The 24,391-nt window shown below is 73.2% G+C and carries 24 protein-coding genes and 1 pseudogene; 14 read left to right on the forward strand and 11 right to left on the reverse strand.

Annotation, left to right across the window (positions count from 1 at the left end; translation table 11 throughout):
- The first annotated feature begins 63 nt into the window (after positions 1–63).
- Positions 64–1,302, forward strand: a complete 1,239-nt coding sequence (locus MFF61_RS21990; protein ID WP_238238661.1) for a Zn-dependent hydrolase — start codon at positions 64–66, stop codon at positions 1,300–1,302.
- A gap of 217 nt (positions 1,303–1,519) precedes the next feature.
- Positions 1,520–2,494, forward strand: coding sequence for an MBL fold metallo-hydrolase (locus MFF61_RS21995; RefSeq protein ID WP_238238663.1), 975 nt, complete (start codon positions 1,520–1,522; stop codon positions 2,492–2,494).
- Between the two features lie 24 nt (positions 2,495–2,518).
- Here the strand turns inward: MFF61_RS21995 and cutA are convergent, their stop codons facing one another.
- Positions 2,519–2,890 carry a divalent-cation tolerance protein CutA gene (cutA, locus tag MFF61_RS22000; protein WP_238238665.1) on the reverse strand — a complete coding sequence of 124 codons (372 nt, stop codon included), beginning with the start codon at positions 2,888–2,890 and terminating at the stop codon, positions 2,519–2,521.
- An 80-nt stretch (positions 2,891–2,970) separates the two neighbouring features.
- Between cutA and MFF61_RS22005 the strand changes: the two genes are divergently transcribed.
- From MFF61_RS22005 to MFF61_RS22015, 3 genes are all read left to right on the forward strand, one after another.
- Entirely contained in the window at positions 2,971–3,741 is a 771-nt protein-coding gene (locus MFF61_RS22005; protein ID WP_238238667.1) for an NAD kinase, read from the forward strand.
- 270 nt (positions 3,742–4,011) lie between these two features.
- Positions 4,012–4,317 carry a hypothetical protein gene (locus tag MFF61_RS22010; protein ID WP_238238670.1) on the forward strand — a complete coding sequence of 102 codons (306 nt, stop codon included), beginning with the start codon at positions 4,012–4,014 and terminating at the stop codon, positions 4,315–4,317.
- 526 nt (positions 4,318–4,843) lie between these two features.
- The gene (locus MFF61_RS22015) at positions 4,844–6,325 is read left to right on the forward strand and encodes a methyl-accepting chemotaxis protein (protein ID WP_238238673.1); all 1,482 of its coding nucleotides are present in this window, start codon (positions 4,844–4,846) and stop codon (positions 6,323–6,325) included.
- 37 nt (positions 6,326–6,362) lie between these two features.
- On the opposite strand, the gene MFF61_RS22020 is transcribed toward MFF61_RS22015, so the two are convergent.
- Entirely contained in the window at positions 6,363–6,983 is a 621-nt protein-coding gene (locus MFF61_RS22020; protein ID WP_238238676.1) for a TetR/AcrR family transcriptional regulator, read from the reverse strand.
- A 65-nt stretch (positions 6,984–7,048) separates the two neighbouring features.
- Here MFF61_RS22020 and MFF61_RS22025 point away from each other — a divergent pair, with 65 nt between their 5' ends.
- Positions 7,049–7,852, forward strand: coding sequence for a TspO-related membrane protein (locus MFF61_RS22025; RefSeq protein WP_238238679.1), 804 nt, complete (start codon positions 7,049–7,051; stop codon positions 7,850–7,852).
- A gap of 46 nt (positions 7,853–7,898) precedes the next feature.
- Here MFF61_RS22025 and MFF61_RS22030 read toward each other — a convergent pair whose 3' ends face one another.
- The 4 genes from MFF61_RS22030 to MFF61_RS22045 all read right to left on the reverse strand — a co-directional run bounded on the left by MFF61_RS22030 (position 7,899) and on the right by MFF61_RS22045 (position 11,568).
- Positions 7,899–9,119 carry a DUF2336 domain-containing protein gene (locus MFF61_RS22030; protein ID WP_238238682.1) on the reverse strand — a complete coding sequence of 407 codons (1,221 nt, stop codon included), beginning with the start codon at positions 9,117–9,119 and terminating at the stop codon, positions 7,899–7,901.
- A gap of 28 nt (positions 9,120–9,147) precedes the next feature.
- Complete coding sequence (locus MFF61_RS22035) at positions 9,148–10,170, reverse strand: lytic transglycosylase domain-containing protein (protein WP_238238685.1); 1,023 nt, start codon at positions 10,168–10,170, stop codon at positions 9,148–9,150.
- 165 nt (positions 10,171–10,335) lie between these two features.
- Positions 10,336–10,962 carry a flavin reductase family protein gene (locus MFF61_RS22040; protein ID WP_238238687.1) on the reverse strand — a complete coding sequence of 209 codons (627 nt, stop codon included), beginning with the start codon at positions 10,960–10,962 and terminating at the stop codon, positions 10,336–10,338.
- Between the two features lie 42 nt (positions 10,963–11,004).
- A complete protein-coding gene (locus MFF61_RS22045; RefSeq protein ID WP_238238689.1) occupies positions 11,005–11,568 on the reverse strand; it encodes a nitroreductase family protein in 564 nt (187 codons plus the stop codon).
- A gap of 117 nt (positions 11,569–11,685) precedes the next feature.
- Here MFF61_RS22045 and MFF61_RS22050 point away from each other — a divergent pair, with 117 nt between their 5' ends.
- Both MFF61_RS22050 and MFF61_RS22055 read left to right on the forward strand, forming a co-directional pair.
- A complete protein-coding gene (locus tag MFF61_RS22050; protein ID WP_238238700.1) occupies positions 11,686–14,073 on the forward strand; it encodes a YfhO family protein in 2,388 nt (795 codons plus the stop codon).
- A complete protein-coding gene (locus MFF61_RS22055; RefSeq protein WP_238238702.1) occupies positions 14,045–14,959 on the forward strand; it encodes an RgsD C-terminal domain-containing protein in 915 nt (304 codons plus the stop codon). The genes MFF61_RS22050 and MFF61_RS22055 overlap by 29 nt, the downstream gene beginning before the upstream one ends.
- 144 nt (positions 14,960–15,103) lie before the next feature.
- On the opposite strand, the gene MFF61_RS22060 is transcribed toward MFF61_RS22055, so the two are convergent.
- Positions 15,104–15,973 carry a DMT family transporter gene (locus MFF61_RS22060; RefSeq protein WP_238238799.1) on the reverse strand — a complete coding sequence of 290 codons (870 nt, stop codon included), beginning with the start codon at positions 15,971–15,973 and terminating at the stop codon, positions 15,104–15,106.
- A 132-nt stretch (positions 15,974–16,105) separates the two neighbouring features.
- Between MFF61_RS22060 and MFF61_RS22065 the strand changes: the two genes are divergently transcribed.
- The 3 genes and pseudogenes from MFF61_RS22065 to MFF61_RS22075 all read left to right on the forward strand — a co-directional run bounded on the left by MFF61_RS22065 (position 16,106) and on the right by MFF61_RS22075 (position 18,220).
- Positions 16,106–17,542 carry an aminotransferase-like domain-containing protein gene (locus MFF61_RS22065; protein ID WP_238238704.1) on the forward strand — a complete coding sequence of 479 codons (1,437 nt, stop codon included), beginning with the start codon at positions 16,106–16,108 and terminating at the stop codon, positions 17,540–17,542.
- A 52-nt stretch (positions 17,543–17,594) separates the two neighbouring features.
- A pseudogene (locus tag MFF61_RS22070) lies at positions 17,595–17,780 on the forward strand (type II toxin-antitoxin system HicA family toxin); the annotation flags it as partial.
- On the forward strand, positions 17,780–18,220 hold the full coding sequence (locus tag MFF61_RS22075; RefSeq protein ID WP_238238802.1) for a type II toxin-antitoxin system HicB family antitoxin: 441 nt from the start codon (positions 17,780–17,782) through the stop codon (positions 18,218–18,220). The pseudogene MFF61_RS22070 and the gene MFF61_RS22075, both read left to right, overlap by 1 nt.
- Positions 18,221–18,323: 103 nt before the next feature.
- On the opposite strand, the gene thrS is transcribed toward MFF61_RS22075, so the two are convergent.
- From thrS to MFF61_RS22090, 3 genes are all read right to left on the reverse strand, one after another.
- Complete coding sequence (thrS, locus tag MFF61_RS22080) at positions 18,324–20,336, reverse strand: threonine--tRNA ligase (protein WP_238238727.1); 2,013 nt, start codon at positions 20,334–20,336, stop codon at positions 18,324–18,326.
- A 131-nt stretch (positions 20,337–20,467) separates the two neighbouring features.
- Positions 20,468–20,836, reverse strand: coding sequence for a membrane protein insertion efficiency factor YidD (yidD, locus tag MFF61_RS22085; protein ID WP_238238804.1), 369 nt, complete (start codon positions 20,834–20,836; stop codon positions 20,468–20,470).
- 2 nt (positions 20,837–20,838) lie between these two features.
- Positions 20,839–21,303 (reverse strand): iron-sulfur cluster assembly scaffold protein, encoded by a 465-nt coding sequence (locus MFF61_RS22090; protein ID WP_238238730.1) that lies wholly within the window; start codon positions 21,301–21,303, stop codon positions 20,839–20,841.
- Between the two features lie 295 nt (positions 21,304–21,598).
- Here MFF61_RS22090 and folE point away from each other — a divergent pair, with 295 nt between their 5' ends.
- From folE to MFF61_RS22105, 3 genes are all read left to right on the forward strand, one after another.
- Positions 21,599–22,258: a GTP cyclohydrolase I FolE gene (gene folE / locus MFF61_RS22095; RefSeq protein WP_238238732.1), complete on the forward strand. Its 660-nt coding sequence runs from the start codon at positions 21,599–21,601 to the stop codon at positions 22,256–22,258.
- A complete protein-coding gene (gene hisI, locus MFF61_RS22100; protein WP_238238734.1) occupies positions 22,258–22,698 on the forward strand; it encodes a phosphoribosyl-AMP cyclohydrolase in 441 nt (146 codons plus the stop codon). Before folE ends, hisI begins: the two co-directional genes overlap by 1 nt.
- 125 nt (positions 22,699–22,823) lie before the next feature.
- A complete protein-coding gene (locus MFF61_RS22105; RefSeq protein WP_238238736.1) occupies positions 22,824–23,885 on the forward strand; it encodes a patatin-like phospholipase family protein in 1,062 nt (353 codons plus the stop codon).
- 62 nt (positions 23,886–23,947) lie between these two features.
- Here the strand turns inward: MFF61_RS22105 and MFF61_RS22110 are convergent, their stop codons facing one another.
- Positions 23,948–24,379: a CBS domain-containing protein gene (locus MFF61_RS22110; RefSeq protein WP_238238739.1), complete on the reverse strand. Its 432-nt coding sequence runs from the start codon at positions 24,377–24,379 to the stop codon at positions 23,948–23,950.
- Between the last annotated feature and the right edge of the window lie 12 nt (positions 24,380–24,391).

A 24,391-nucleotide genomic window follows, 5' to 3' on the forward strand; every position in this document is an offset into this window, starting at 1 on the left:
GCCCGCCGGGCACGGCCCTCGCATGGTCGCGCCCGCGATGATTGTCCCAGGCGTGAGGTCCCGATGCCCACCAATCTCTCCGTGAACGGCTCCCGGCTCTGGGACACCCTGATGGTCTCGGCGGGCATCGGCACCGGGCCGCGCGGCGGCCTGCGGCGGCTCACCCTCACCGAGCCCGACCGGCTGATGCGCGACCAGCTCGCAGCCTGGGCGCGGGAGGGCGGCTACGCGCTGTCGGTCGACCGGCTCGGCAGCATGACCCTGCGCCGCCCCGGCACCGAGCCGGACCTGCCCCCGGTGCTCATCGGCAGCCATCTCGACACGCAATGGGCGGGCGGGCGCTTCGACGGGATCCTCGGCGTGCTCGCCGGGCTCGAAGTGCTGCGCACCCTCGACGACCTCGGCCTCGCGACGAAGCGCAGCATCGAGGTGGTGAACTGGACCAACGAGGAGGGCGCGCGCTTCTCGCCCCCGATGCTCTGCTCGCTGGCCTGGTCGGGGCAGCAGACCCCCGAATGGGTCGAGGGCCGGGTCGACCGCGACGGCATCCGCTTCTCGGACGCGCTCGACGCGATCGGCTATCGCGGCCCCGAGCCGGTCGGCGGGCGCGCCATCGACGCCTATTTCGAACTCCACATCGAGCAGGGGCCGGCGCTCGACGCGGCCGGCGTGCCGGTGGGCATCGTCACGGGCGGCTATCCGAGCTGCGGCATGCGCATCGCCGTCGACGGCGAGACCGCCCATACCGGCCCGACGCCGATGGCCGAGCGCCGCAACGCGCTGGTGGGCGCCGCCATGGTGGCGGTCGCCGTCAACGAGATCGGCTGGGCGCACGCCGACACCGACGCCAAGGCCACGGCGGCGCGCCTCGACCTCGTGCCGAACCTGCCCGGCACGCTCTCGGAATACGCCGAGCTGTTCATCGACATGCGCGCCCCCGCCCTGGAGACGCTGGAGGCCATGAAGGCCGCCTTGCGCGCCGCGCTGCCGGACTGCGCCGCGCGCTCGCGCACGGCGATCCGGATCGCGGAGGAATGGGGCTTCGGGGTCTTCTCCTTCGATCCCGGCCTGATCGGGCTCCTGCGCGACACCGCCGGGCGGCTCGGCGTGCCGACCCTGGACCTGCGCTCGCAGGCCGGCCACGACGCCTACCACGTCGCCCGCGTCGCGCCCGCCTGCATGATCTTCACGCCCTGCCGGGGCGGCATCACCCATAACGAGGCGGAGGACATCGCCCTCGACGCGACGCTGCCCGGCGTGACCGTGCTGCTGCACGCGGTGCTGGCCCGGGCGAACCGCTGAGCCGCCCGCGGCGACGGAACAGGCCGGTGCCGCCGACGGTCACGGCGCCCCGGCCGCAGGAGCATCCGCCCGGACGGCCGGATGCCGGGCGGCGAAGAACAGTCGAGCCGGGCCGATACAGAAGGTCGCGGCTTGACGGTGGGCCCGCCTGACCTACCTGCGGGGCGGCGCTCGTCTTGCGCGCCCGCCTCGGGGCGCCCTTCCTGGGATTGAGACCATGTCGATGACCCGCCGCACCGTTCTCGCCGCCGGTCCCGTCGCCGCGGGCGCCGCCGGCCTGTCAGGCGGCCCCGCCGCCGCGCAGGCCCCCGCCCCCGCCGCGGCGCTGCCGTCGGTCTACCGCTACGCGGTGGGCGATGCGACCGTGACGGCCCTGCACGAGGGCATGGCCGCCCGCCCCCTCGACGCGAGCTTCGTGCGCAACGCGCCGCTGCCCGACGTGCAGGCGGCGATGGAGCGCGCCTTCCTGCCCAAGGAGCAGCTGCCGATCACCTTCACGACGCTGCTCCTGACCCTCGGCGGCCGCAACGTCCTGATCGATACGGGCTTTGCCGACAACGGCCCGCCCACCACCGGAGGCACGCTGCGGGGCCTCGCGGCGGCCGGGGTCGAGCCGGCGCGCGTCGACGCGGTAGTGATCAGCCACTTCCACCCCGACCACATCCAGGGCCTGCGCCGCAAGGACGGCTCGCCCACCTACCCGAACGCGCAGGTGCTGATCCCCGAGCCCGAGGCGGCGTTCTGGATGGACGAGACCCGGATGGCCAACCCGCCCGAGGCCCTGAAGGGGACCCTCGGGGCGGTCAAGCGCGTCTTCGGCGGCACCGACCTCAAGGTCGAGCGCTACGGCTGGGGCAAGGAGATCGTGCCGGGCCTCACCAGCCTGGAGGCCCCCGGCCACACGCCGGGCCACACCGCCTTCCTGGCCGGCACCGGCGCGCGCAAGCTGGTGGTGATGTCCGACGTCACCAACCACCCGGCCCTGTTCGTGCGCAACCCCGACTGGTCGGCGGTGTTCGACATGGATGCCGACCAGGCGCGGGCGACCCGCCGCCGGATGCTGGAGATGGCCGCCGTCGAGCGCCTGCCGGTCGCCTTCTACCACGCCCCCTTCCCGGCCGCCGGGCACATCGCCAAGGCGGGCAACGGCTACGAGCTGGTGCCGCTGCAATGGGGCGTCGGCCCGGCCTGAGCGTCCGGGCCGGGAGGCACGGGTTCAGGCGCTCCCGGTGCCGGGCGGTTCCCCGCCCGTCTCGGCCAGGGACGTCTCGGCCAAGGACGTCTCGGCCAGGAGCCATGCCGCCGTGCCGGCCTCGGCGCCGACGGGCCAGTGCAGCACGATCGGCGTCTCGTAGGGGTGGCGGGCCTTGAGGGCGTGGCTCAAGGCCTCCGCCAGCCCCTCGCGGCTCTTGAGGATCGCCACCACCTCCTCCCCGCGCTCGACCGCGCCCTTCCAGGCGTAGACCGAGCGCATCCCGGGCAGGACGTTGACGCAGGCGGCGAGCCCCTCGCGCACCAGCGCCTCGCCGACCGCGAGCGCGGTCTCGGCGTCCGGAAAGGTCGTGTAGACGAGAAGCCCGCGCTCCATGCTATGCGTCTCCGGTGAGGGCGTCCGATCCCCCGACCTGGGGGACGGGGCGCTGCGGCGTCAAGCGGGGCAGGACGGGCATGGCGCGGCGCTTCAACCGGATCGCCTTCATCGCGAGCCCCACCACCGACGCGCGCGAGGCCGCCGCCCTCCTGATGCAGCGCTACGACCACGTGCCGCCCGAGGAGGCGGACGTGGTGGTGGGTTTGGGCGGCGACGGCCTGATGCTGCAGGCCCTCCACCGCTTCATGGGGACGGCCAAGCCGATCTACGGCATGAACCGCGGCACGGTCGGCTTCCTGATGAACGAGTTCCACCTCGACGACCTGCCGGATCGCCTCGAACAGGCCCAGCGCAGCATCGTCCACCCGCTCCTGATGGTGGCCACCGACGTGCTCGGCCTCACCCACACCGCGCGGGCGGTGAACGAGGTCTACATGCTGCGCCAGACCCACCAGACCGCGAAGCTGAAAATCTCCATCGACGGGCAGGTCCGGCTGCCCGAACTCATCGCCGACGGGGTGCTGGCGGCGACCCCGGTCGGATCGACCGCCTACAATTTCTCGGTCGGCGGCCCGATCCTGCCGATCTCGGCCCAGCTCATCGCCCTCACCCCGATCTCGGCCTTCCGTCCCCGCCGCCAGGCGAGCGTGCTCCTGCCCAACCACGCCCGCATCCGCATCGAGGTGAAGGACCCCGAGTTCCGCCCCGTCGCGGCGGTGGCCGACCACACCGAATTCCGCCGGGTCGCCCGGGTGGAGACCCAGCTCGACCGCTCGACCGACCTCGTGATGCTGCACGACCCCGGCCACAGCATGGACGAGCGCATCCTGCGCGAGCAGTTCGGCTGAGGAGCGCCGTCCGGCCGCGCTGCGCCCGCGCCGCGGTCCCTTCGGGGCGCACGCGCCATGCATCGCGCGCTGTTCGACTGCCGGCCGCGCAGATCGGCCGCGCTCTCCGGCGGAGCGGGCAAAGTGCTGCGCGATCCCTCCGTCGGGGCTGTGATCCGGACTAAGCCATAAGCGATATGCCCTCCGGACGAGCGCTGTAGAATGTTGCTTAAACAGATTTTAAATACCTAACTCTCTAGATTTAAAGCCAAATTCGGAGAATAAAAATCGATGCCCGGTAATTTGAATCTTGCGGCGCTCGATGCAGGGATAGATATCCATCCCCTCTCGGCTGAGCAGCAGGCGCAGGTCGCGATACTGATCGGTCAGGCCCTGGAGCACGTCTTGGCGTTTGCCTGCACGCATCATCAGGCCGACGACCCCGATCTGCTCGCCAAATTGCGCTGGGCGATATACAGGAAAGTCGACAAATGTCTTGAGGGAGGAAGGGAAGCCGACAACGTTCCTTGTGTCATCGATCAAGCTTTCGAGATCATCGACGTGGCGATCGGGCGGGCGGCGAAGATGATCTCGTGACGAGGGGGCGCGAGGACGCAGAAGGCCGCGGCCATCTGATGGAGCTCAGCCGCAGGACGTGTGTCGGCGCGGGCGACGCGACGGGCGATGATCGTGCCCGCGAGGCCGCAGGGGCAGCGTCGGTCAAGCGCAAGGGTGGAGCGCTCGGCTCGGGCCGGTGGGCATCCGCGGGGATCGCCGCGTCGGCGCTGTCTCGCGTGATGTCGCACCTGCGGGTGCGGGCCGCGCAGGGTGCGGGCGCCGCCTCCGGCTCGAGATGAACCCCAGCGGGCTCTTCAGGATCTGCCGTGGATCAGGTCGTTTGATCAATGACCCAGGGTACATCATGCCATCCGCGGCACGCCCGGGGTGCGGGGATGCGTTTACGATCAGGAATCGCTCAGTCGATACCCCGGCGATCTCATTTGCTAAAAGTTAGGATTATGCCGCCACTTTTACCTCCGAGCGGTGGCGCGGTGATGCCGTGTGCGCGACTCCGGACGTCATTTGGACGGGTGCGTGGCGGCAGGCCCGTCGGGGGCAGATCATGTTCGGTCCATTCATCAAGGCTGCCTCCGAGGCGGATGCCAAGCTCGCGGCTCTGGACAGGTCGCAGGCCATCATCGAGTTCGACGTGTCGGGGACGATCCTCACGGCCAACCGGAACTTCCTCGACGCCGTCGGATACACGCTGCCGGAGATACAGGGCCGCCACCACAGCCTGTTCGTCGAGCCGTCGTACAAGGACAGCGGGGACTACGCGGAGTTCTGGGCCTCGCTCGCGCGCGGCCAGCATCAATCCGCGCAGTACAGGCGGCTCGGGAAGGGCGACCGGGAGATCTGGATCGAAGCCTCCTACAACCCGATCCTCGATCGCGCCGGCCGGCCCTACAAGGTCGTGAAGGTCGCCACCGACATCACGCGGCAGAAGCGGGAGGATGCCGACCGCGCGGGCCAGATCGCGGCGCTCTGGAAGGCGCAGGCGGTGATCGCCTTCGACCTCGACGGCACGGTGCTCGACGCCAACGACATCTTCCTCGCCGCCGTCGGCTACGCGCGGTCCGAGATCGTCGGGCGGCACCACAGCCTGTTCGTGGATCCCGCCCAGCAGGCCAGCCCCGATTACGCCGCCTTCTGGGAGCGGCTGCGGCGGGGCGAGTTCCAGGCCGGGCAGTTCCGCCGCCTGGGCAAGGGCGGCCGGGAGATCTGGATCGAGGCCACCTACAATCCGATCCTCGATGCGAGCGGCCGGCCCTACAAGGTCGTGAAGTTCGCCACAGACATCACCGCCCAGGTCGCCCTCCTGGCGAACCTCGAGCGGCTGATCGAGCAGAATTTCGGCGAGATCGACGGCGCGATCCTGCGCTCGACCGACGAGGCGGGCCGGGCGGCGCGGGCGGCGGGCGGCACCGCCGGCAACGTGCAGACGATGGCGGCCGCGTCCGAGGAGCTGGCGGCCTCGGTGGCCGAGATCTCGGAGAGCATGAGCAAGGCCCGGGCCGTGACCGATCAGGCGAACGGGCAGGTGCGCACCGCCGGCGCGCACACGCAGCACCTCTCCCGCGCGGCCGATGCGATGGGCAGCATCGTCGGCCTGATCCAGACCATCGCCGGCCAGATCAACCTGCTGGCGCTCAACGCGACGATCGAGGCGGCGCGGGCCGGCGAGGCGGGCCGCGGCTTCGCCGTGGTGGCGAGCGAGGTGAAGCAGCTCGCCAACCAAGCCTCGCGCGCCACCGAGCAGATCTCGTCCGAGATCACCGGCCTGCAGGCGGTCTCCCAGGAGGTCGTGGGCGCGCTCGATGCGATTCAGGGCTCGGTCGGAACCATGCTCCAGTACGTCACCAGCACGGCCGCCGCCGTGGAGGAGCAGAGCGCCGTCACGCGCGACATGTCGGTGAGCATGCAGGAGGCGGCCGGCGCGGTCGCGGCCATCGCCGAGAACGTCCAGGCGATCTCGCGCGCCGTGACGGACGTCTCGGACGCGGTGACGGCGACCAAGCAGGCGGCCCGCATCCTCGCCCGCTGAGGACCCCGCGCGCTGCGGCGAGGCCCGGGCGGCCGGTTCAGCGCCCGTAGGCCCGCACGAAAGCCTCGACGTGCTCGGCCCGGAACCGGTCGAGGTCGAGGGGGCGGACCGTCGTCCCGCCGAGCCGGTCCTGATGCAGGTGGGCGAGCAGCAGGGGAGCGGCCAGCGCCAGCGCGGCGGCGCGCGGGTCGGCGTCCCGCATCTCCCCGGCCGCGATATGGGCCCGGAAGCGGTCCTCCAGCGCCTGAACCAGCGGTTCGAGCGTGTGCGCGAGGTAGGCGGGACCCGACCGGGGATGACCCAGCCCTTCGCTCAGGCCCAGGGCGTGCAGCTCCCTCACGACCGGCTGCGACAGCCCGAGCGCCAGATAGGCGGCCGCGTCGCCCACCGACGCGGCGAAGGGGCCGGACGGCTGCCGCAGGACGGCGAGATGCTCCGTGCCCTGGGCGCCGTGCAGTTCCAGGACGGCCGCGACGAGGCCGTCGCGGTCGCCGAAATAGTGGCGCAGCGTCGCCACGCTGACCCCCGCCGCCTTGGCGAGGTCGGCGAGGGACGGCTGCGCCCCTCCGGCATTGCCGAGGCGCTCGCGCAGGCGCACGGCCAGCGCGAGGCGCTGCTCCTCGTAGTCGCGGTTCCGGGCGCCGCGGGACCGGGTCACGCGCTTGCCTCCCTGCCTCGTCTTATTTTATACGGATCAGACTAAGATATGGAGGTGCCACCGTCATGTCCCTGATCCGTCGCATCGCCAACCTCGCTGCCGCCCTCGCGCAAGCCGCCGTTCCGGCGCTCGGCTACGCGGGTCTCCTCGGGCGGACCGTGGACGCGCCCTACCAAGTGATCAAGACGCCCGTCGTCCCGGCCGGCTATACCTTCGCCATCTGGAGCGCGATCTTCCTGTTCTGCCTCGTCTACGCCGTCGAGCAGGCCAGGCCGTCGCGGGCGGCCGATCCCGTGTTCCGCCGCATCGGCTGGCTCACGGCCGCCGCCTTCGCGGCCAACGCCGTCTGGAGCGTCCTGGCGCAGCTCCAGTTTCCCCTGGTCCTCACCGGCCTCGTCTTCCTCGTCACCTTCGTCACCATGCTGGCGGCCGCCCTCCGCGTGTTCGGCGGCGAGCCGGCGCTGCAGGGGGCCGACCGCTGGACGGTCGGAGGCGGCATCGGCATGCTGGCGGCCTGGGTCACGGTCGCGATCTTCGCCAACTGGTCGGTCGTTCTGGCGGAGTGGAACCTCGCCGACCGTCCGACCCGCACGCTGCAGGCGCTCGCCTTCCTGGCCGGTGCCGGCCTGACGGCGGCGGTGATGATCCGGCTCACCCGCGGGGCCCTGCCGTATGCCCTGACCATCAGCTGGGCGCTGGTGGGCGTGGTGGTGGGCAATCTCGAACGCGGCGACCCGGCGGTCGCGGCGGCCGCGGCCCTGCTCCTCGCCGCGCTGGGCGTGCTGACGTCGGTTCGCATCCGGGACAATGCCGAGCCGGCAGGCCGTCCCGGCGGCGCGGCCCAGGCGAATCCGGCCGGGATGAGCTGATGCGAGGCGGCGCCGGAGACGGAGGGCGGCCGGCCCGCGCCGCGGCTCACGCGGCGATCCGGATCCGGTCCTGGCGGTAGCTCTCGATCAGGGCGGCCGGGATGGACTCGAGCACCGCCGCCACCGCGGCCTCGTCCGCCAGCGTGCGGGCGACGAGGCGGGCCTCGTCGCGGGCGGCCTCGGCCTCGAAGCGGTTGAGCAGGGCGACGATGGCGTGGCTCTCGGCGAAGGGCAGGCCGGCGCAGGCGGTGGCGGCCCGCTCGATCATCCGGCGCGACAGGGCCGGGCCGGCCTCGGCCGCGAGCCCGTCCGCCTCCTCGCGCCACGCGCTCATCGCCGCCGCGAAGGCGGGTTCGAGCGCCGCCGGCAGGCCGGCGCGGCGGTAGAGGGCCGGGAAGCCCTGGCCGCGCCCGTCGTGCAGGAGCGCGGCCACCCGCTCGCCGGGCAACCCGCTCAGATCCGCGAAGGCCGTCTCCGTGAAGGCCATCTGCCGCGACAGCATGGCCCGCAGGATCAGCCCGGCGGTGAGCTGCCCGTGCCGGCGCAGATACGCGACGAGGCGCCGCCGCTCCTCCTGGGCCGCGCCCTCGGCGAGGCCGAGCGTGGTGCGCTCGCGCGCCTCGCGGGCCACCCGCTCGCCGCGCTCCGCGCTGAGCCAGCCGCAGCCGACCACGAAGGCCGAGAGCGAGCGGGCGAGTTCGGCCGTCACCGCCTGGCGCACGTCGAGCGGCAGGTCCGGCCGCGCCAGCAGCGCCTCCCGGAGGGCGCCGTCGCCGCCGTGGCGCTCGACCATGCGCATCAGGCTCCCTAGCGTGATCGCGGCGCCCGGATTCGCCGCGAGCGCCCGCAGGGCCGCCGGGCCGGCGATCTCCGCGAGCGCGCCGCAGACCATCGGCGACAGGCTCGGCCGGCCCGCGACGGCGAGCCGGGCCGGCTCCTCGCCGATCGCCGCGCAATCCACGAGGTCGGCATCCGAGAGGACGGGGGAGCGCGCCAGCACCAGGGCGGCGATCTCCGGCACGTCCTGGGCGAGCGCCACCACCACCGGGCGGGGGGCGCCGGCGGCGTTGGCGAAGGCCTCCGCCAGGGCGCGGCGCACCAGCGGCGAGGCATCGTCGAGGAGCGCCGTCACGGCGGTCTTGGCCTCCCAGCGCGCCTCCGGGTCGAGGCCGCCATACAGGTAGGCCCGGGCCAGCGCCGAGGCGGCCTCCGCCCGCCGGCCGGCGGAGTCGTGCTGCGTCCAGAGCAGGAACTGGCGGATCGTCATCGGCGCGGGTCCGGGGCTGCGGGAGGCATCAGGGGCGTCCCGCGCGGGCGAGGGCGGGCGACGGAAGCCCGCCGAATTCGGGCGGGCGGGCGGGCGGGAGCGGCGCGCCGACGAGCGGCGCGGCGGTCTCGGAGGCTGCAGGCTTGGGCGCCGCGGCGGTCGCGGCCGTCCCCTCGCCTCCGGCGGACCCGTCCGAGCGCGGGAAGTAGCTCGGCGCGGCGGCGGTCTCGGGGCTGCGGGTCTGCCACAGCCGCGCCACCCCCTCCGAGACCGGGCCGCGGCGGGCATCGGTCTGGAACAGGGAGCGCAGGCCCGTCCCGGCCTCCGGCGCGAAGGCGGTGGGGGCCTCGGCGGCCGGCGACCCGGCCGCGACGGCGGACAACCCGGCCGCGGCGGCGGGCGGCGGGCCGGACTGGCTGGCCGAGAGATGCGCGTAGAGGTCGGCCGCGCCGCGGGGCCGGCCGGCCTTGTCGTAGAACAGGCTGCGGTTCGCGGCCGCCGCCTCGGGAAGATCGGCGGCGGCCGGCCGCGCGGGCGTGAACTGCGCCGCGCGGATCAGCGCCGCGGCGCCCCGCGCGCCGAGCACATGGGCGGCGTAGAGGTCGCCGCGCGTCGGCTCGCGCCCGAGTTCGGCACTGAGCGCGTCGCGGTTGCGCCGCGTGAGCGCGCCCGCCATCGCCGCGGAGGTCTCGGGGTCACGGCGCAGGTCGAGGATCGCCTGCCGGGCCGACGGGTCGCTCACCGTGTAGCCGCCCTGGGGCTTGGCGGTGATCGCCTCCGCGTAGGCGCCCAGGCCCAGCGACGGCCCGTCCTGCTTGAGGATGCCGAGCCAGGTCTGCTCGATGAACTGAAACAGGCCGGTCGCCGAGGAGGTCGCCGCCTTGGCGCCCGGGTCGAGGCTCGACTCGCGCCGGGCGGTGGCGAGCAGGTAGTCGAAGCCGGTGCCGGTCTTCTCCGCCCCCTGGCGGATCGCCTCCACCACCGGGCTCGCGGCGGCCGTCGGGCTGCGAGTCGCGTCGCGGGGGGCGGGGGAGGTCGTGAAGAGGAACATGGTGACCCGGGGACCGGCTGCGCGACGCGCGCGCCGGATGTCCTGGGGTCACGATGCGGGGATCATGGTAAAGGAAGCCTGAAGTCGAATGGCGCGCGATCGTCCCGCGCGCCAGCGCCGGGTCCGCCCGGCCGCCAAGGTCCGGCCGCAAGCAGGCCCGGCCGCTCAGCCGCGCGGCGTGTCGCCCCCGCCCGCCGGCCGGCGCATCTCGAAGCGCGCCTGCGCGTCCACCGCGAAGTAGTCGAAGTAGCCGCCGCGCATCAGCGGCCGCATGGCGCCGGTGTCGACGCGCCCCTCCGGCGTCACGAAGCGGTCGTCGATGTAGATCGAGACCACTTGGCCCACGACCATGAAGTAGGTCGCCTCCCCCCCGCCGAGCGGCACGAGCGGGATGGTCTGGAGCCAGCGGCACTCGATGGCGGCGGGCGATTCCGCCACCCGGGGCGGGCGCACCTTGCGCGAGGGCGCGGGCGTGAGGCCCGCGACGGCGAACTCGCTCTCGCCCCGCGGCAGCGGCGCGGAGGTGGCGTTCATCGCGTCCTTCAGGTCGAGGCTCGCGAAGCTGCACACGAACTCGCCCCCCTCCTCCGCGAAGGCGAGCGCGTCCTTGCGCCCGAGGGAGGAGAACATCACCATCTCGGGATTGTCGGCGACGCCGTTGAAGAACGAGTAGGGCGAGAGGTTGAGCCGCCCCTGCGCGTCGAGCGCGCTGATCCAGCCGATCGGCCGCGGCGCCACCAGCGCCTTGAACGGGTTGTGCGGCAGCGTGCGGGTCTCGGGATCGTAGTGCATGCGGGCTCCTTGGGGCAGCCTATCACGTCGGGCGCGCGGCCGTCAGAACCGCGTCACCACCGCCGACAGCTCCGGCCGGGGCCGGTCGGGGGGCGTCTGCGCGGCGCGGCCCACATGCACGAAGCCGGCGAGCCGCTCCCCGGGCGTCAGGCCGAGCGCGTCGAGGATGCGCCGGTCGTAGGCCATCCACTCGGTCAGCCAGGCGGTGCGGAAGCCCATCGCGTTGGCGGCGACGCACAGGGTCATGGCCGCCGCCCCCGCCGAGAGCACCTGCTCCCATTCGGGGATCTTCACGTGGGGGCCGGCCCGCGACACCACCGCGACCACGAGGGGCGCCTGGGCGAGGCGGTTGCGCTCGAGGGCGAGGCGGGCCTCGTCCGCCTCCGGATGGTCGGCGGCGTAGGCCGCGGCGATCACCGCGCCGATGCGCGCCGCCCCCTCGCCCTCGATCACGATGAAGCGCCAGGGCGCGAGCTTGCCGTGGTCGGGCACCCGGGCGGCGATCGTGAGCAGCGTCTCCACCTCCTCCGGCGTCGGGCCGGGGCCGGTCAGCTGGGCGGGCGCCACCGAGCGGCGGGTGCGCAGGAGCACGAGAGTGTCGTTCATCTGGCTTTCAGTGCGATCGATTCAAGGTTAAGCGCGACCGGGGGCCTTGCGCCGCCCAGATAGGCGCCGCGGCGCCGGCTTTGCAACTGCGCCCATCCCTCTGGACGAACGCCGATCATGCGCCTGCCCGACCCGCCGACCGCCAGCGACTGGACCGGGCGGAGCTTTCTTCTCGCGCTCGGCGCGGTGCTGCTGTTCTGGGCCGCGGCGGCGGCGGTCTGGCCGCTCACCGGGTCGGTGGTGCCGTGGGATTCCAAGAATCACTTCTACCCGATGCTGCGCTATCTCGGCGCCGCGCTGGCGAACGGCGAATTGCCGCTGTGGAATCCCTACCACTTCGCCGGCCATCCCTCCGTCGCCGACCCGCAATCGCTCCTGTTCACCCCCACCATGCTGCTCTTCGCCTGGGCGGTCCCGTCGCCCTCGATGGAGCTGTTCGACGCGGTGGTCTTCGCCCATCTGCTGCCCGGCGCGGTGGCGATGCTGCCGCTCTTCCGCCGCCGCGGCTGGCACCCGGCCGGCGCGGTCGTGGCCGCGATGGTGTTCGTGCTCGGCGGCTCGGCCTCGGCCCGGCTGCAGCACACGGGCATGATCCTGTCCTACGGCTACTTCCCCCTCGCCCTCTGGCTGCTGGAGGAGGCGCTGGCGCGCCGTTCCTATGCCTTCGGGCTCGGCTTCGCGGCCGTCGCGGCGCTGATGACGGTCGGGCGCGACCAGGTGGCGTTCCTGTGCGGGGTGGCGCTCATCGCCTGCGCGCTGCATGCGGCGGCGAGCGACCCGCGGCCGCTGGCCTATCTGCGCGCGCGGCTCGGGCTCCTTGCCGCGATGGCGCTCGCGGGCGGCGCGCTGCTCGCCGTGCCCTCGCTCCTCACCATGCAGTTCCTGATGACCTCGACCCGGCCGTCCTTCGGCTACGGCGTCGCCGCCATGGGCTCGCTGCCGCCCGAGAGCCTCGCCACCGGGCTGTTCGCGGACGTGTTCGGCTCGCTGCGCTGGACCTACGATTACTGGGGCCCGGACTGGCAGTCGCTGATCGGCGGCACCTGGACCGACCGGGCGATCAACTACCTGTTTGCCGGCACGCTGCCGGCGCTGCTGGTGCTCTGGCACGGCCTCGCGGGCGGGCGGCTGTTCGCGCGCGAGATCCGCTTCTTCGCCCTCCTGCTCGCGGGCGCGCTCCTGTACGCGCTCGGCCGCTACACCCCGGTCTTCCCGCTGCTCTTCGACCACGTCCCGGGCATCGATCTCTACCGCCGGCCCGCCGACGCCACCTTCCTGGTCAATATCGGGCTCGCCGTCGCGACCGGCTATCTCGTCCACCGCTTCGTGCGCGACGGGGCGCCCGCGCTCCCCCGCGGCTGGCGCCTCGCCCTGCCGCTCCTGGCGCTCGGGTTCGTCGCCTGGGCGCTGGCGGGCGCCTTCGCGTTCGCGCTGCCCGCCGGCCGCGGAGTCGAGGCCCTGCGCGACGTCGCGGCGGGGGCCGGCCTCGCGCTCGCGGCCGTGCTGCTGCTGCGCGCGCCCCGCCGCCGTGCACTCGCGGCCGCGCTCCTCGTCGCCGGGACCGGCGCGGAGCTGATCTGGCGCAACGCCGGCTCCTCGCTCAACGCCGAGCCCGCCGGGCGCTACGCCGTGTTCCACCAGCTCCCGCCCGAGCAGCTCCAGGGCCTCAACCTGCTCAAGACCGAACTCGACGCGCGCCACGCCCGGGGGGAGCACCCGCGGGTGGAGATCCTCGGCCTCGGCGGGGCGTGGCAGAACGCCTCGATGGTGCTGGGGCTGGAGGACACGATCGGCTACAACCCGCTGCGGCTCTCGGATTACGAGCGCGCGGTGGGGCCGGGCGAGAACGCCGCCGACCCGAACCTGCGCCAGTTCCCGGGCCTGTTCCGCGGCTACCGCTCGCGGCTCGCGAGCCTGCTCGGCCTCGAATACCTCGTCCTCGACCGCCCGGCGGAGCGCCTGCCGCGCCACTTCCCCCAGCTCACCGGGGCGCAGCTCCTCTACGGCTCGGGCCAGATGTGGATCTACCGCCTCGATCCGGCCAAGCCCCGCGCCTATCTCGCCTCCCGCCTCGTGCCGGTGGAATCCGAGAGCGTGCTCTCGCAGGACGAGCTCCCGGACTTCGAGAGCGACGACACCGCCCTCGTCGACCAGGAGAGCCTGCCGAAGGTGAAGGGCACCTACGCGGGGACGCAAGGACCGGCCCGCGGCACCGCGACCATCCTGGCCTATCGCCGCAATGTCGTCACGGTGGAGGTCGACACCGACCGCGACGGCGTGCTGGTGCTGCACGACCTCTACTATCCGGGCTGGGAGGCGCGGGTGGACGGCGCCCGGCGCCCCATCCTGCGCACCAACCTCCTGTTCCGGGGCGTCGAGGTGCCGGCCGGCCGGCACGTGGTGGAATTCCGCTTCCGGCCCCTCTCGGTGGACAACCTGATGGCGGCGGCGGGCGAGCTCCTGGAGAGGGACGGCGATGAGGCGGGTGCGACGGCGGTGCGGTGAGGGGCTGCTGCTCGCGCTGCTGGCGGCGCTGCCGGCGCGCGCGCAGGACGTCCCGGATCTCGTTCCGCGCGGCCCGGCGCCCTCCGGGATCCGCACCCCCCTGCCGCCCCCCGTCCCGGCGACGCCCGAGACCGCGCCCCTGACGCTCGGCGCCGTCCTCACCAGCGAGGCGAAGCCGATCCGCGGCGGCCTGACGTGGCGCATCTACGAGGACCGCACCGAGGCCGGCCGCCCCGCCATCCTCGCCCGCTCCGACGAGGCCCAGCCGACCTTCCGGCTGCCCCCCGGCACCTACCTCGCCAACGTCACCTACGGCTTCGTCAGCACCTCGAAGCGCGTGGCGCTCGCGCCCGCGGGCCTCGCCGAGCGGATCACCGTGAATGCGGGGGCGCTGCGGCTCGCGGGCGCGGTCGGCGACGTGCGCATCCCCGGCAACCAGCTCGCCTTCGCGGTCTTCGTGCCGATCGGCAACAACCCGGAGGGCCGGCTCGTGCGCGACGGCCTGCGGGCCGGCGACCTCGTGCGGCTGCCCGAGGGCACCTACCACGTGGTCTCGACCTGGGGCGATTCGAACGCGATCCAGCGCGCCGACCTCAAGGTCGAGAACGGGCGCATCACCGACGCGACCCTCAACCACCGCGCCGCCACCGTCACCCTGAAGCTCGTGGCCGCCCCCGGCACGGAGGCCTTCGCCGGCACCTCCTTCACGGTGCTGACGCCGGGCGGCGACACCATCCGCGAGGCGATCGGCGCCTTCCCGCAGGTCACGCTCGCCGAGGGCGAGTACCAGCTCATCGCCCGCCACGACGGCAAGGTCTACACCCAGGACTTCAAGGTCGAGAGCGGCCTCGACCGCGACATCGAGGCGATCGCCAAGGATCCGTGAGCGGGGGGACGCCGACGGCTGATACTGTCTCCGCTTGATCAACGCGGAGACGGCATCAGCAAGCCCGCGCAGTGGAGCCCAAGGCTCCACGCGACTGAGCGAAGCCCACATCCGCCATCCCGAAGGGATCAAGCGGATGGGGTATCACGCGTAGCGCCGCGCCGCCGCGACCGTCGCCACCACCGCCGCGCAGGCGACCACGAGGCCCGCATCGACCGGCTCGCCCAGCACCAGCCCGGCGAGGACGAGGCTGGCGAAGGGCTGGAGCAGCTGCACCTGCCCCACCGCCGCGATGCCGCCCCGCGCGAGGGCGCGGTACCAGAACACGAACCCGATCAGCATGCTGAACAGCGACACGTAGGCCAGACCGGCCAGGGCCGGCAGCCCCACCCCCGCCCAGGAGGCGGGCCGGGTCGCGACTGCGGCCGGCAGCATCAGCGGCAGCGACAGCACCAGCGCCCAGGCGATCACCTGCCAGCCCCCGAGCCGCCGCGCGAGCCGCGCGCCCTCCGCGTAGCCGAGGGCGCACAGGGCGACGCCGAGGAGGAGCCACCCGTCGCCCCGCGACAGCGCCCCGCCCCCGTGGCGCAGCGCCACGCCGGCGACGAGCGCGCTGCCCGCGCCCGCGAACAGCCAGAAGGCCGGGCGCGGCCGCTCGCTCCCGCGCAGCACCGCGAACAGCGCGGTGGCGAGCGGCAGGCACGCCACCGTCACGGTGGCGTGCGCGGCCGTGACCTCCTGCAGGGCGAAGGCCGTGCAGAGCGGCCAGCCGACCACGACCCCGAGGGCCACCAGCGCCAGACCGGCGAGATCGCCCCGCTCCGGCCGGGGCTGGCGCAGCAGCGCCAGCAGCGCCAGCGCGGCGAGCCCGGCGATGGCGGCGCGCGCCAGCGTGAGGAAGAGCGGGTCGAGATCCGCCACCGCCACCCGGGTGGCGGGCAGCGACCCGGAGAAGATCAGCACGCCGAGGAGCCCGTCCGCGAGCGCCCGCCGCCCGCGCCCGCCCGCCCGCATTCCTGCCACTGCCAGCCCCTGCATGCCGTCCTCCCGTTCACGGGCCGGGACCATGCCGCCCAACCCCCTGTCGCGACAGGCACGCAGGCGGTACGGTTGCGTCGAACTGTCCGGACCCGGAGACCAGTACGGATGCGCGCCGCGCCCGATCTTGCCCCAGGAACGAGCCGAGCGCCGGGCCCGGATCCCGCCCAAGACCTCACCCGTGTGGCGGCGGTGGCCGCGGCGATCCGCGAGCGCATCGCCGCCCGGGCGCTCGTACCGGGGGCGCGGCTTCCCTCGGTGCGCGGCTTCGCGGCAGCGATGCGGGTGTCGAAATCCACCGTGGTGGAGGCCTACGACCGGCTCGTGGCGGAGGGCGCCATCGTCTCGCGGCCGGGCTCGGGCTTCTACGTCGCCGGGGCGACCCGGCCCCTCACCCTCGCGGCGATCGGCCCGCGGCTCGACCGGGCGGTGGACCCGCTCTGGGTCACGCGCCAGACCCTGGAGGCGGCGCCGGGCGTGCTCAAGCCCGGCTGCGGCTGGCTGCCGCCGTCCTGGATGCCCGACGCGGGCCTGCGCCGCGGCCTGCGGGCGCTCGCCCGGGACGAGGCCGCGGACCTCCTCGACTACGACGAACCCCTCGGCCACGCGCCCCTGCGCGCCCGCCTCGCCCGCCGGCTCGGCGAGCAGGGCATCCCGGCCGAGCCCGGGCAGATCATCCTCACCGATTCGGCCACGCAGGCCCTCGACCTGATCGCCCGCCTGCTGCTGGAGCCGGGCGACGCCGTACTGGTGGACGACCCCTGCTACTTCAACTTCCGCGCCCTGCTCCAGGCGCACCGGGCGCGGGTGGTGGGCGTGCCCTGGACGCCGGCGGGGCCGGATCTCGACGCCTTCGCGGCGGCGCTCGCCGCCCACCGGCCGCGCCTCTACCTCACCAACTCGGCCCTCCAGAACCCGACCGGCGCCACGATGAGCGCGGCCAGCGCCCACCGGGTGCTGCGGCTCGCCGCGGCGCACGACGCGCTCATCGTCGAGGACGCCCTGTTCGACGATTTCGAGCCCGCGCCCTCGCCGCGGCTCGCCGCCCTCGACGGGCTCGACCGGGTGATCCGCATCGGCAGTTTCTCCAAGACGCTCTCGGCGGCGATCCGCTGCGGCCACATCGCGGTGCGGCCCGACTGGGTCGACCGCCTCGTCGACCTCAAGCTCGCCACCTCCTTCGGCAGCGGCCGGCTCTCGGCGTCCCTGGTCCACGCCGTCCTGGCGGATGGCCACTACCGGCGCCACCTCGATGCCCTGCGCGCCCGGCTCGCCGACGCGATGGGCCTGACCGCGCAGCGCCTCGGTGCGCTCGGCCTCGTCCCCTGGCTGATGCCCCGCGGCGGCCTCTTCCTCTGGGCCGCCCTCCCCGAGGGCCTCGACGCCGCCGCGGTCGCCCGCCGGGCGCTCGCCGAGGACGTGGTGCTGGCGCCCGGCAACGTCTTCAGCCTGTCCCAGAGCGCCGGGCGCCACCTGCGCTTCAACGTGGCGCAATGCGCGGAACCGCGGGTCTTCGGGGTGCTGGCGCGGGCGATGGAAGGGTGAGCGGGATGGTCGGTCTTGCCTTCCTCTGGGGGATGCAGATTAAGAGGGCACGAATGCGCAGGAACTCAGGAAGATGCTGGCTCCACAGGGCTGCACCTTCGAGGCGAAGCGCGGCGGGTCCGGGCACCTGATCGTCAAGCGAGGGGATCGCCGGACCGAGCTGCCGATGCATGGGAGCCGAAAGGAACTCGGCACGGGGCTCGTGAACCGCATCCTGAAGGATTTGGGGCTGAAGTGATGCTGGCGTACCGGATCGTCCTGGAACCCGACGACAACGACACGCTGCTGGTCACATGCCCCGATCTCCCCGGCGTGGTGACGTATGGCGCCGACGAGATGGAGGCCGTCGCCCAGGCCCGCGATGCCATCGAGACTTGGATCGCGGGCCTGATCGATGACGACCGCGATGTGCCGCTCCCGGGTCAGGCTCCGGTCACACCCGATGCGCGCTCCGCATCCGTCCGATTGCCTCTCGTTACATCGCTGAAGGTTCTGCTGTACGCCGTCCTGAAGGAGTCCGGGATCTCCCGCGCGGATCTGGCAGGCCGCCTCGGGTGGCCGCCCGAGGCGGTGGAGGACCTGGTTGCCCTCGACCGGGAGGCGCGGCTCGACCGCTTCGAGGCGGCCTTCGCGGCGCTGAACCGTCGCCTCTCGGTGGCGGTGAGCCGGGGGGCCTGAGACCCAGTCCTCATTGGCTGTTCCAGGGTCAAGTCATTGCAGGTCGGGAGCGCCGGACCAACCGCGCGAGCGGCCGGCACTTGAGCCGGCCGCCGACGATGCCTCAGGGCACCGCCGCCACCCCGTGATGCGAATCGAGGGCCACCCCCTCGCTCGGCAGGCTGTCGGCGACGGCCTCTGTCCGGCGGAGATCCGGGAAGGTCGCCTCGGCGACGAGGTCGGCGAGCGCCTGGGCGAGCGGCGCCGTGCGGGTCTGCTGGCTGCCGAGGCGGCGGATCGAGACCGTCTGCTCCTCGCCCTCGCGCCGGCCCACCACCAGCATCACCGGCACCTTGGCGTGCGAGTGCTCGCGGACCTTGTAGTTGATCTTCTCGTTGCGCAGGTCGAGGTCGGCGCGCAGCCCCGCCGCCTCGGCCGCCGCCTGCACGCGGCGGGCGTAGGGGTCGGCGTCGCTGGTGATCGTCGCCACCACCACCTGCACGGGCGCGAGCCAGAGCGGGAAATGCCCGGCGAAATGCTCGATCAGGATGCCGGTGAAGCGCTCCATCGAGCCGCAGATGGCGCGGTGGACCATCACGGGCGTCTTCTTCTGCCCGTCCGCATCGACGTAGAACGCGCCGAACCGCTCCGGCAGGTTGAAGTCCACCTGCGTGGTGCCGCATTGCCAGTCGCGGCCGATCGCGTCGCGCAGCACGTATTCGAACTTGGGGCCGTAGAACGCCCCCTCGCCCGGGTTGATCGCGGTCCTGATCCGCCCGGCCGATTGCTCCTCGATCTGGGCCAGCACCCGGGTCATCACCTCCTCGGCATGGTCCCAGAGCGCGTCCGAGCCGACCCGCTTCTCAGGGCGCGTTGAGAGCTTCACGACGATCTCGTCGAAGCCGAAATCGGCGTAGGTGGAGAGGATCAGGTCGTTGATCTTCAGGCACTCGGCGGCGAGCTGGTCCTCGGTGCAGAAGACGTGGGCGTCGTCCTGCGTGAAGGCGCGCACCCGCATCAGCCCGTGCAGGGCGCCCGAGGGCTCGTAGCGCGAGACCGAGCCGAACTCGGCCAGCCGCAGCGGCAGGTCGCGGTAGGATTTCAGCCCGTGCTTGAAGATCTGCACGTGGCCCGGGCAGTTCATCGGCTTGATCGCGAAGACGCGCTCGTCCTCGGTTTTCGTGACGAACATGTTCTCGCGGTACCAGTCCCAGTGGCCCGAGGTCTCCCACAGGGCCTTGTCGAGGATCTGGGGCGCGTTGACCTCGGCGTAGTCGCCCTTCAGGCGCCGGCGCATGTAGGCGATGAGGGCCTGGAACAGGGTCCAGCCCTTCGGGTGCCAGAAGACGACGCCCGGCCCCTCCTCCTGGAAGTGGAACAGGTCCATCTCGCGGCCGAGCCGGCGGTGGTCGCGCCGCTCGGCCTCCTCCAGCCGATGCAGGTAGGCGTCGAGATCCGCTTGGCTCGCCCAGGCCGTGCCGTAGATGCGGCTCAGCATCGGCTTGGAGGAATCGCCCCGCCAGTAGGCGCCCGCCACCTTCATCAGCTTGAAGGCGGTGCCGACCTTGCCCGTCGAGGTCATGTGCGGCCCGCGGCAGAGGTCGAACCACTCGCCCTGCCGGTAGAGCTTCAGGTCCTCGCCCGGGGGGATCGCGTCCACGAGCTCGACCTTGAAGCTCTCGCCCTTGTCGGCGAAGAGCCGGCGCACGTCGTCGCGCGCCCAGACCTCCTTGGTGAAGGGGGCGTCGCGCGCGATGATCTCGCGCATGCGCGCCTCGATCGCCGGGAAGTCGTCGGGCGAGAACGGGGTCTCGCGGTGGAAGTCGTAGTAGAAGCCGTTCTCGATCACCGGGCCGATCGTGACCTGGGTCTCCGGCCACAGGGACTGCACGGCCTCGGCCAGCACGTGCGCGCAATCGTGGCGGATCAGCTCCAGCGCCCGCGGGTCGGTGCGGTCGAGGAACTCGATGCGGGCATCGTGAGCGATCGTGTCGTCGAGGTCGTGCACGGTGCCGTCGAGCGCCATCGCCACCGTGCGCTTGGCCAGCGACTTGGCGATGCCCTCGACCACCGCGCGGCCGGTCACCGCGGCGTCGTAGGCGCGGGTGGCGCCGTCGGGGAATGTCAGGATCGGCATGGAGGCTCCTGCGGCTCACTCCTGCGCACCGTGCAGGTAAGCGGGATGGGATGGGGCCGCCCTCATAGCAGCCGGAGCGGGAAATGACAGGGGCGCGGCGGCCGCGCCGCGGGGCCGGTCCGGCGGCGCGGTCAGGCGCGGGGCGGCTCCGCCTCCTCCGCCACGAAGGGCGAGGGCGGCGCGTTGACCCCGCGCCAGCGCCCGTAGGCCCAGGGGCGATGCCACGCCGCGCCCGCCGGGAGCCGCTCGGGCACGAGGTCGATGCCGTGCGTGCCGAACGGGCCGCAGCGGCAGATCCGGGAAAACCCCATCCAGCCGCCGGCCCACAGGCCGTGACGCTGGATCGCCTCGTCCGTGTAGGCCGAGCAGGAGGGCCAGTGGCGGCACTGGCGCCCGACGAGGCTCGACAGGGTGAGCTGGTAGAAGCGGATCGCCCCATGCGCGGCGCAGCGCGGGAGCTGCGCGGCGCGGCGCGGGAGCCGCGCGGCGCGGCGCGGCAGGCTCACGCGCCGGCTTCCGCGGGTGCGCGCGTTCCGGCGGTCCGGGCGGCGATCTGGTCGAGGGCGTCCACCACCGCGTCGAAGGTGAGCAGCGTCGAGGCGTGCCGCGCCTTGAAGTCCCGGACCGGTTCCAGCACCGCGAAATCGGCGAAGCGGCCGTCCGGGGCGGGGCCGCCCTCCTTGAGCATGCGCCGCACCCGCTCGCGCAGCGCCCGCAGCTCCTCCGCGCTGGCGCCGACCACGTGGCGGGCCATCAGGGACGACGAGGCCTGGCCGAGCGCGCAGGCCTTCACGTCGTGGGCGAAATCCGTGACCCGGCCGTCCTCGGTCGTCAGATCCACCGTCACGGTCGAGCCGCACAGCTTCGAGTGCTTGCTCGCGCTCGCCTGCGGCGCCGGCAGGCGGCCGAGGCGCGGGATGTCGGCGGCGAGTTCGAGGATGCGCCGGTTGTAGATGTCGTCGAGCATCGCGGTTCGATCCGTGGGGCCGGGAGGCCGGTGGTGCCCCGCCCGGGGCGAGGGCCGGGGATGCGGCCTCGTGAATTGCTGGACTTGTGGAGTGCTGGACTTAGGACCTGCTGGACGTGGGCGCGCGTCCCGCCTCATGGTGGACCGGGTCCCGCCGGACGCATTGCGCGCCGGGGCGTTACCCCCGATATAGGCGGGCCTGCGCCGGTCCGCGAGATGCCCCCACGCGCCGCGGGGGAGCGGGAATCCGGGCGGCGCGACGGATGGGCCCGCAGGGTGGCGGGCGGGAGGCCTCATGGATGCGGTGCTGAAGTCCTTGTCGGTCCGGATGCCGGAGGTTGCCGACAAGCGCAGCGACGCGGCCCGCCCGGAGCGCGTCACCGACCGTCCGACCCGCCAGGAGGCCGAGGCCGCCGTGCGCACCCTCCTGCGCTGGGCGGGCGACGACCCGGACCGCGAGGGCCTGCGCGAGACGCCCCAGCGCGTGGCGCGCGCCTACGAGCAGATCTTCGGCGGCTACCGCCAGGACCCCACCGGCATCCTCGACCGGGTGTTCGAGGAGGTCGAGGGCTATTCCGACATCGTGCTGGTGCGCGACATCCCGTTCCACTCCCATTGCGAGCACCACATGGTGCCGTTCATCGGGCGGGCGCACATCGCCTATTATCCCCGCAAGGGCGTGGTCGGGCTCTCCAAGCTCGCCCGCGTGGTGGACGCCTATGCGCGCCGCCTGCAGACCCAGGAGACCATGACGGCCCAGATCGCCGAGACGATCGACGCGGTGCTCAATCCCCGCGGCGTCGCCGTGATGGTGGAGGCCGAGCATCTCTGCATGGCGATGCGGGGCGTGCAGAAGGCCGGCGTCTCGACCCTCACCACGCAGTTCACCGGCGTGTTCAAGCAGGACCCGCACGAGCAGGTGCGCTTCCTGACCCTGGTGCGCGACCAGCGCTGATGGCGGCCTCCGGCTTCCCCCCGCCCGGGACCCGCGCCGAGGTCGAGGAGGGCGCGGCCTTCACGCCGCGCTTCGGGGCGGACGGGCTCGTCACGGCGCTCGCGGTCGATGCCGTGACCGGCGAGATCCTGATGCTCGCCCACATGAACCGCGACGCCCTCGCCCGCACGATCGAGACCGGCGAGGCGTGGTACTGGTCGCGCTCGCGCGGCGAACTCTGGCACAAGGGCGCCACCAGCGGGCAGATCCAGACCGTGGTGGAGATGCGGGTCGATTGCGACCAGGACGCGCTCCTGCTGCGCGTGCGGGTCGGCGGCGACGGCGGCTGCTGCCACACCGGGCGCCGCTCCTGCTTCTACCGGACGGTCGCGGCCGATCCGGGCACGGGCGCGGTCCGCCTCGTCCCGGCGGATCCACCCCGACCATCCACGCATCCGTGATGAAACCTGAACCGTTGACGATCGCTTGATCTGTCCGGCGCACACTGCGTCGGAGGTCAGCCGCTTGAGCCAAAGCGATTGGCACGGGATCCGCAGGGCAAGCGGGCCTCAGGGAGTAGAGCGTCATGATGTGGGACGGCATCAGTCTGTTCTCGGGGCTGCCGACCCGCCGCCTGTCGGAGGGTGTCGAGGGCGGCGGCGACATCGGCGTGTCGGCCACGCCGCACCGCTCTGCACCCAAGCGCGGCCTCCGGCGGCCCAAGCTCGGCCTTGCGCTGGGCGGGGGCGCGGCCCGGGGCTGGTCCCACATCGGCGCCATCCAGGCCCTGCACGAGGCCGGGCTCACCATCGACGTGGTGGCCGGCTGCTCCATCGGCGCGGCGGTGGGCGCCTGCTACGCGGCGGGCAAGCTCGACGAACTGGAGGAGTTCGCCCGGTCGCTGACCAAGCGCCGGGTGATGGGGCTGCTCGACTTCCACCTCAGCGGCTCGGGGCTGATCGCGGGAGAGCGGCTGCGCCGGCTGCTCGAACGGGACCTCGGCGACCTGCGGATCGAGGCCCTGCCGGTCACCTTCGCGACGGTGGCGACCGAACTCGGCACCGGGCACGAGATCTGGCTCACCAAGGGCGGCGTGGTCGAGGCGGTGCGGGCCTCCTACGCGCTGCCGGGCATCTTCGACCCGGTGAAGATCGGGGGCCGCTGGCTGATGGACGGCGCGCTGGTCAACCCGGTGCCGGTGACGGTGGCGCGCGCCCTCGGCGCGGACGTGGTGCTGTGCGTCAACCTCAACGGCGACATCCGCGTGCGCGGCACGGTCATCCAGGCGCATGGCGAGGCGGCGATGGCCGAGGCCGCGGAGGAACCCGCCGAGATCCTGCCCGCCGAGGAGGCGCCGCGCCGCTGGCGGCTGCGGCCGACCCGGGCGCCCAAGCCCCGCCCCGAGCCCGGGATGCCGGGCGGCATCGCCAGCGTGATGGTCGATGCCTTCAACATCACGCAGGACCGCATCTCGCGCTCGCGCCTCGCGGGGGACCCGCCCGACGTGATGATCAACCCGAAGCTCGCCCAGATGGGCCTGTTCGAGTTCCACCGGGCGGAGGAGTGCATCGAACTCGGGCGGCAGGCCGCGCGCCGGATGCTGCCCGAGATCCGCGAGGTCGTGGCCGCGGCCGCCCTGCCGGCGTGAGCGGCCGGGCGTGCGGCCCTCTGGGCGTGCGGCCCTCTGGGCGTGCGGCCCTCTGGGCCGCGTCAGGCCGTGGCGATGTACTCGCGCAGGGCCTGCTGCTCGGCCTCCACCGAGGCGATGCGGTGCTTGACCACGTCGCCGATCGACACGAGGCCGACGAGGTGTCCGTCCTCGACCACCGGCACGTGGCGGAAGCGCCCGTCGGTCATCAGCTCCATGATCTCCTCAATGGCGGTGCCGCGGGTGCAGCTGACCACCCGGCCGGTCATGTGGCGCGAGACCGGAGCCTCGAGCGCCGCGGCTCCGCCCCGGGCCACCGCCCGGATGATGTCGCGCTCCGACAGGATGCCGAGCACGGAGGAGCCGGCATCGCTCACCACGAGGGCGCCGATGCCCTTCTCGGCGAGCAGGGCCGCCGCCTCGGACAGGGTGCGGTGGGGCTGCACGGTCACGACGGTGCGACCCTTCTGAGCCAGGATACGCGCAACGGTCATCGTCTTCCTCCC

This window comes from Methylobacterium isbiliense (assembly GCF_022179325.1).
GTDB lineage: Bacteria > Pseudomonadota > Alphaproteobacteria > Rhizobiales > Beijerinckiaceae > Methylobacterium > Methylobacterium isbiliense.

Bases quoted from the DNA above. Each gene is read 5' to 3' on its own strand.
- MFF61_RS21990 (WP_238238661.1), top strand. From the start codon at position 64: ATGCCCACCAATCTCTCCGTGAACGGCTCCCGGCTCTGGGACACCCTG.
- MFF61_RS21995 (WP_238238663.1), top strand. From the start codon at position 1,520: ATGTCGATGACCCGCCGCACCGTTCTCGCCGCCGGTCCCGTCGCCGCG.
- cutA (WP_238238665.1), bottom strand. From the start codon at position 2,890: ATGGAGCGCGGGCTTCTCGTCTACACGACCTTTCCGGACGCCGAGACC.
- MFF61_RS22005 (WP_238238667.1), top strand. From the start codon at position 2,971: ATGGCGCGGCGCTTCAACCGGATCGCCTTCATCGCGAGCCCCACCACC.
- MFF61_RS22010 (WP_238238670.1), top strand. From the start codon at position 4,012: ATGCCCGGTAATTTGAATCTTGCGGCGCTCGATGCAGGGATAGATATC.
- MFF61_RS22015 (WP_238238673.1), top strand. From the start codon at position 4,844: ATGTTCGGTCCATTCATCAAGGCTGCCTCCGAGGCGGATGCCAAGCTC.
- MFF61_RS22025 (WP_238238679.1), top strand. From the start codon at position 7,049: ATGTCCCTGATCCGTCGCATCGCCAACCTCGCTGCCGCCCTCGCGCAA.
- MFF61_RS22030 (WP_238238682.1), bottom strand. From the start codon at position 9,119: ATGACGATCCGCCAGTTCCTGCTCTGGACGCAGCACGACTCCGCCGGC.
- MFF61_RS22035 (WP_238238685.1), bottom strand. From the start codon at position 10,170: ATGTTCCTCTTCACGACCTCCCCCGCCCCCCGCGACGCGACTCGCAGC.
- MFF61_RS22040 (WP_238238687.1), bottom strand. From the start codon at position 10,962: ATGCACTACGATCCCGAGACCCGCACGCTGCCGCACAACCCGTTCAAG.
- MFF61_RS22045 (WP_238238689.1), bottom strand. From the start codon at position 11,568: ATGAACGACACTCTCGTGCTCCTGCGCACCCGCCGCTCGGTGGCGCCC.
- MFF61_RS22050 (WP_238238700.1), top strand. From the start codon at position 11,686: ATGCGCCTGCCCGACCCGCCGACCGCCAGCGACTGGACCGGGCGGAGC.
- MFF61_RS22055 (WP_238238702.1), top strand. From the start codon at position 14,045: ATGAGGCGGGTGCGACGGCGGTGCGGTGAGGGGCTGCTGCTCGCGCTG.
- MFF61_RS22060 (WP_238238799.1), bottom strand. From the start codon at position 15,973: ATGCGGGCGGGCGGGCGCGGGCGGCGGGCGCTCGCGGACGGGCTCCTC.
- MFF61_RS22065 (WP_238238704.1), top strand. From the start codon at position 16,106: ATGCGCGCCGCGCCCGATCTTGCCCCAGGAACGAGCCGAGCGCCGGGC.
- MFF61_RS22075 (WP_238238802.1), top strand. From the start codon at position 17,780: ATGCTGGCGTACCGGATCGTCCTGGAACCCGACGACAACGACACGCTG.
- thrS (WP_238238727.1), bottom strand. From the start codon at position 20,336: ATGCCGATCCTGACATTCCCCGACGGCGCCACCCGCGCCTACGACGCC.
- MFF61_RS22090 (WP_238238730.1), bottom strand. From the start codon at position 21,303: ATGCTCGACGACATCTACAACCGGCGCATCCTCGAACTCGCCGCCGAC.
- folE (WP_238238732.1), top strand. From the start codon at position 21,599: ATGGATGCGGTGCTGAAGTCCTTGTCGGTCCGGATGCCGGAGGTTGCC.
- hisI (WP_238238734.1), top strand. From the start codon at position 22,258: ATGGCGGCCTCCGGCTTCCCCCCGCCCGGGACCCGCGCCGAGGTCGAG.
- MFF61_RS22105 (WP_238238736.1), top strand. From the start codon at position 22,824: ATGATGTGGGACGGCATCAGTCTGTTCTCGGGGCTGCCGACCCGCCGC.
- MFF61_RS22110 (WP_238238739.1), bottom strand. From the start codon at position 24,379: ATGACCGTTGCGCGTATCCTGGCTCAGAAGGGTCGCACCGTCGTGACC.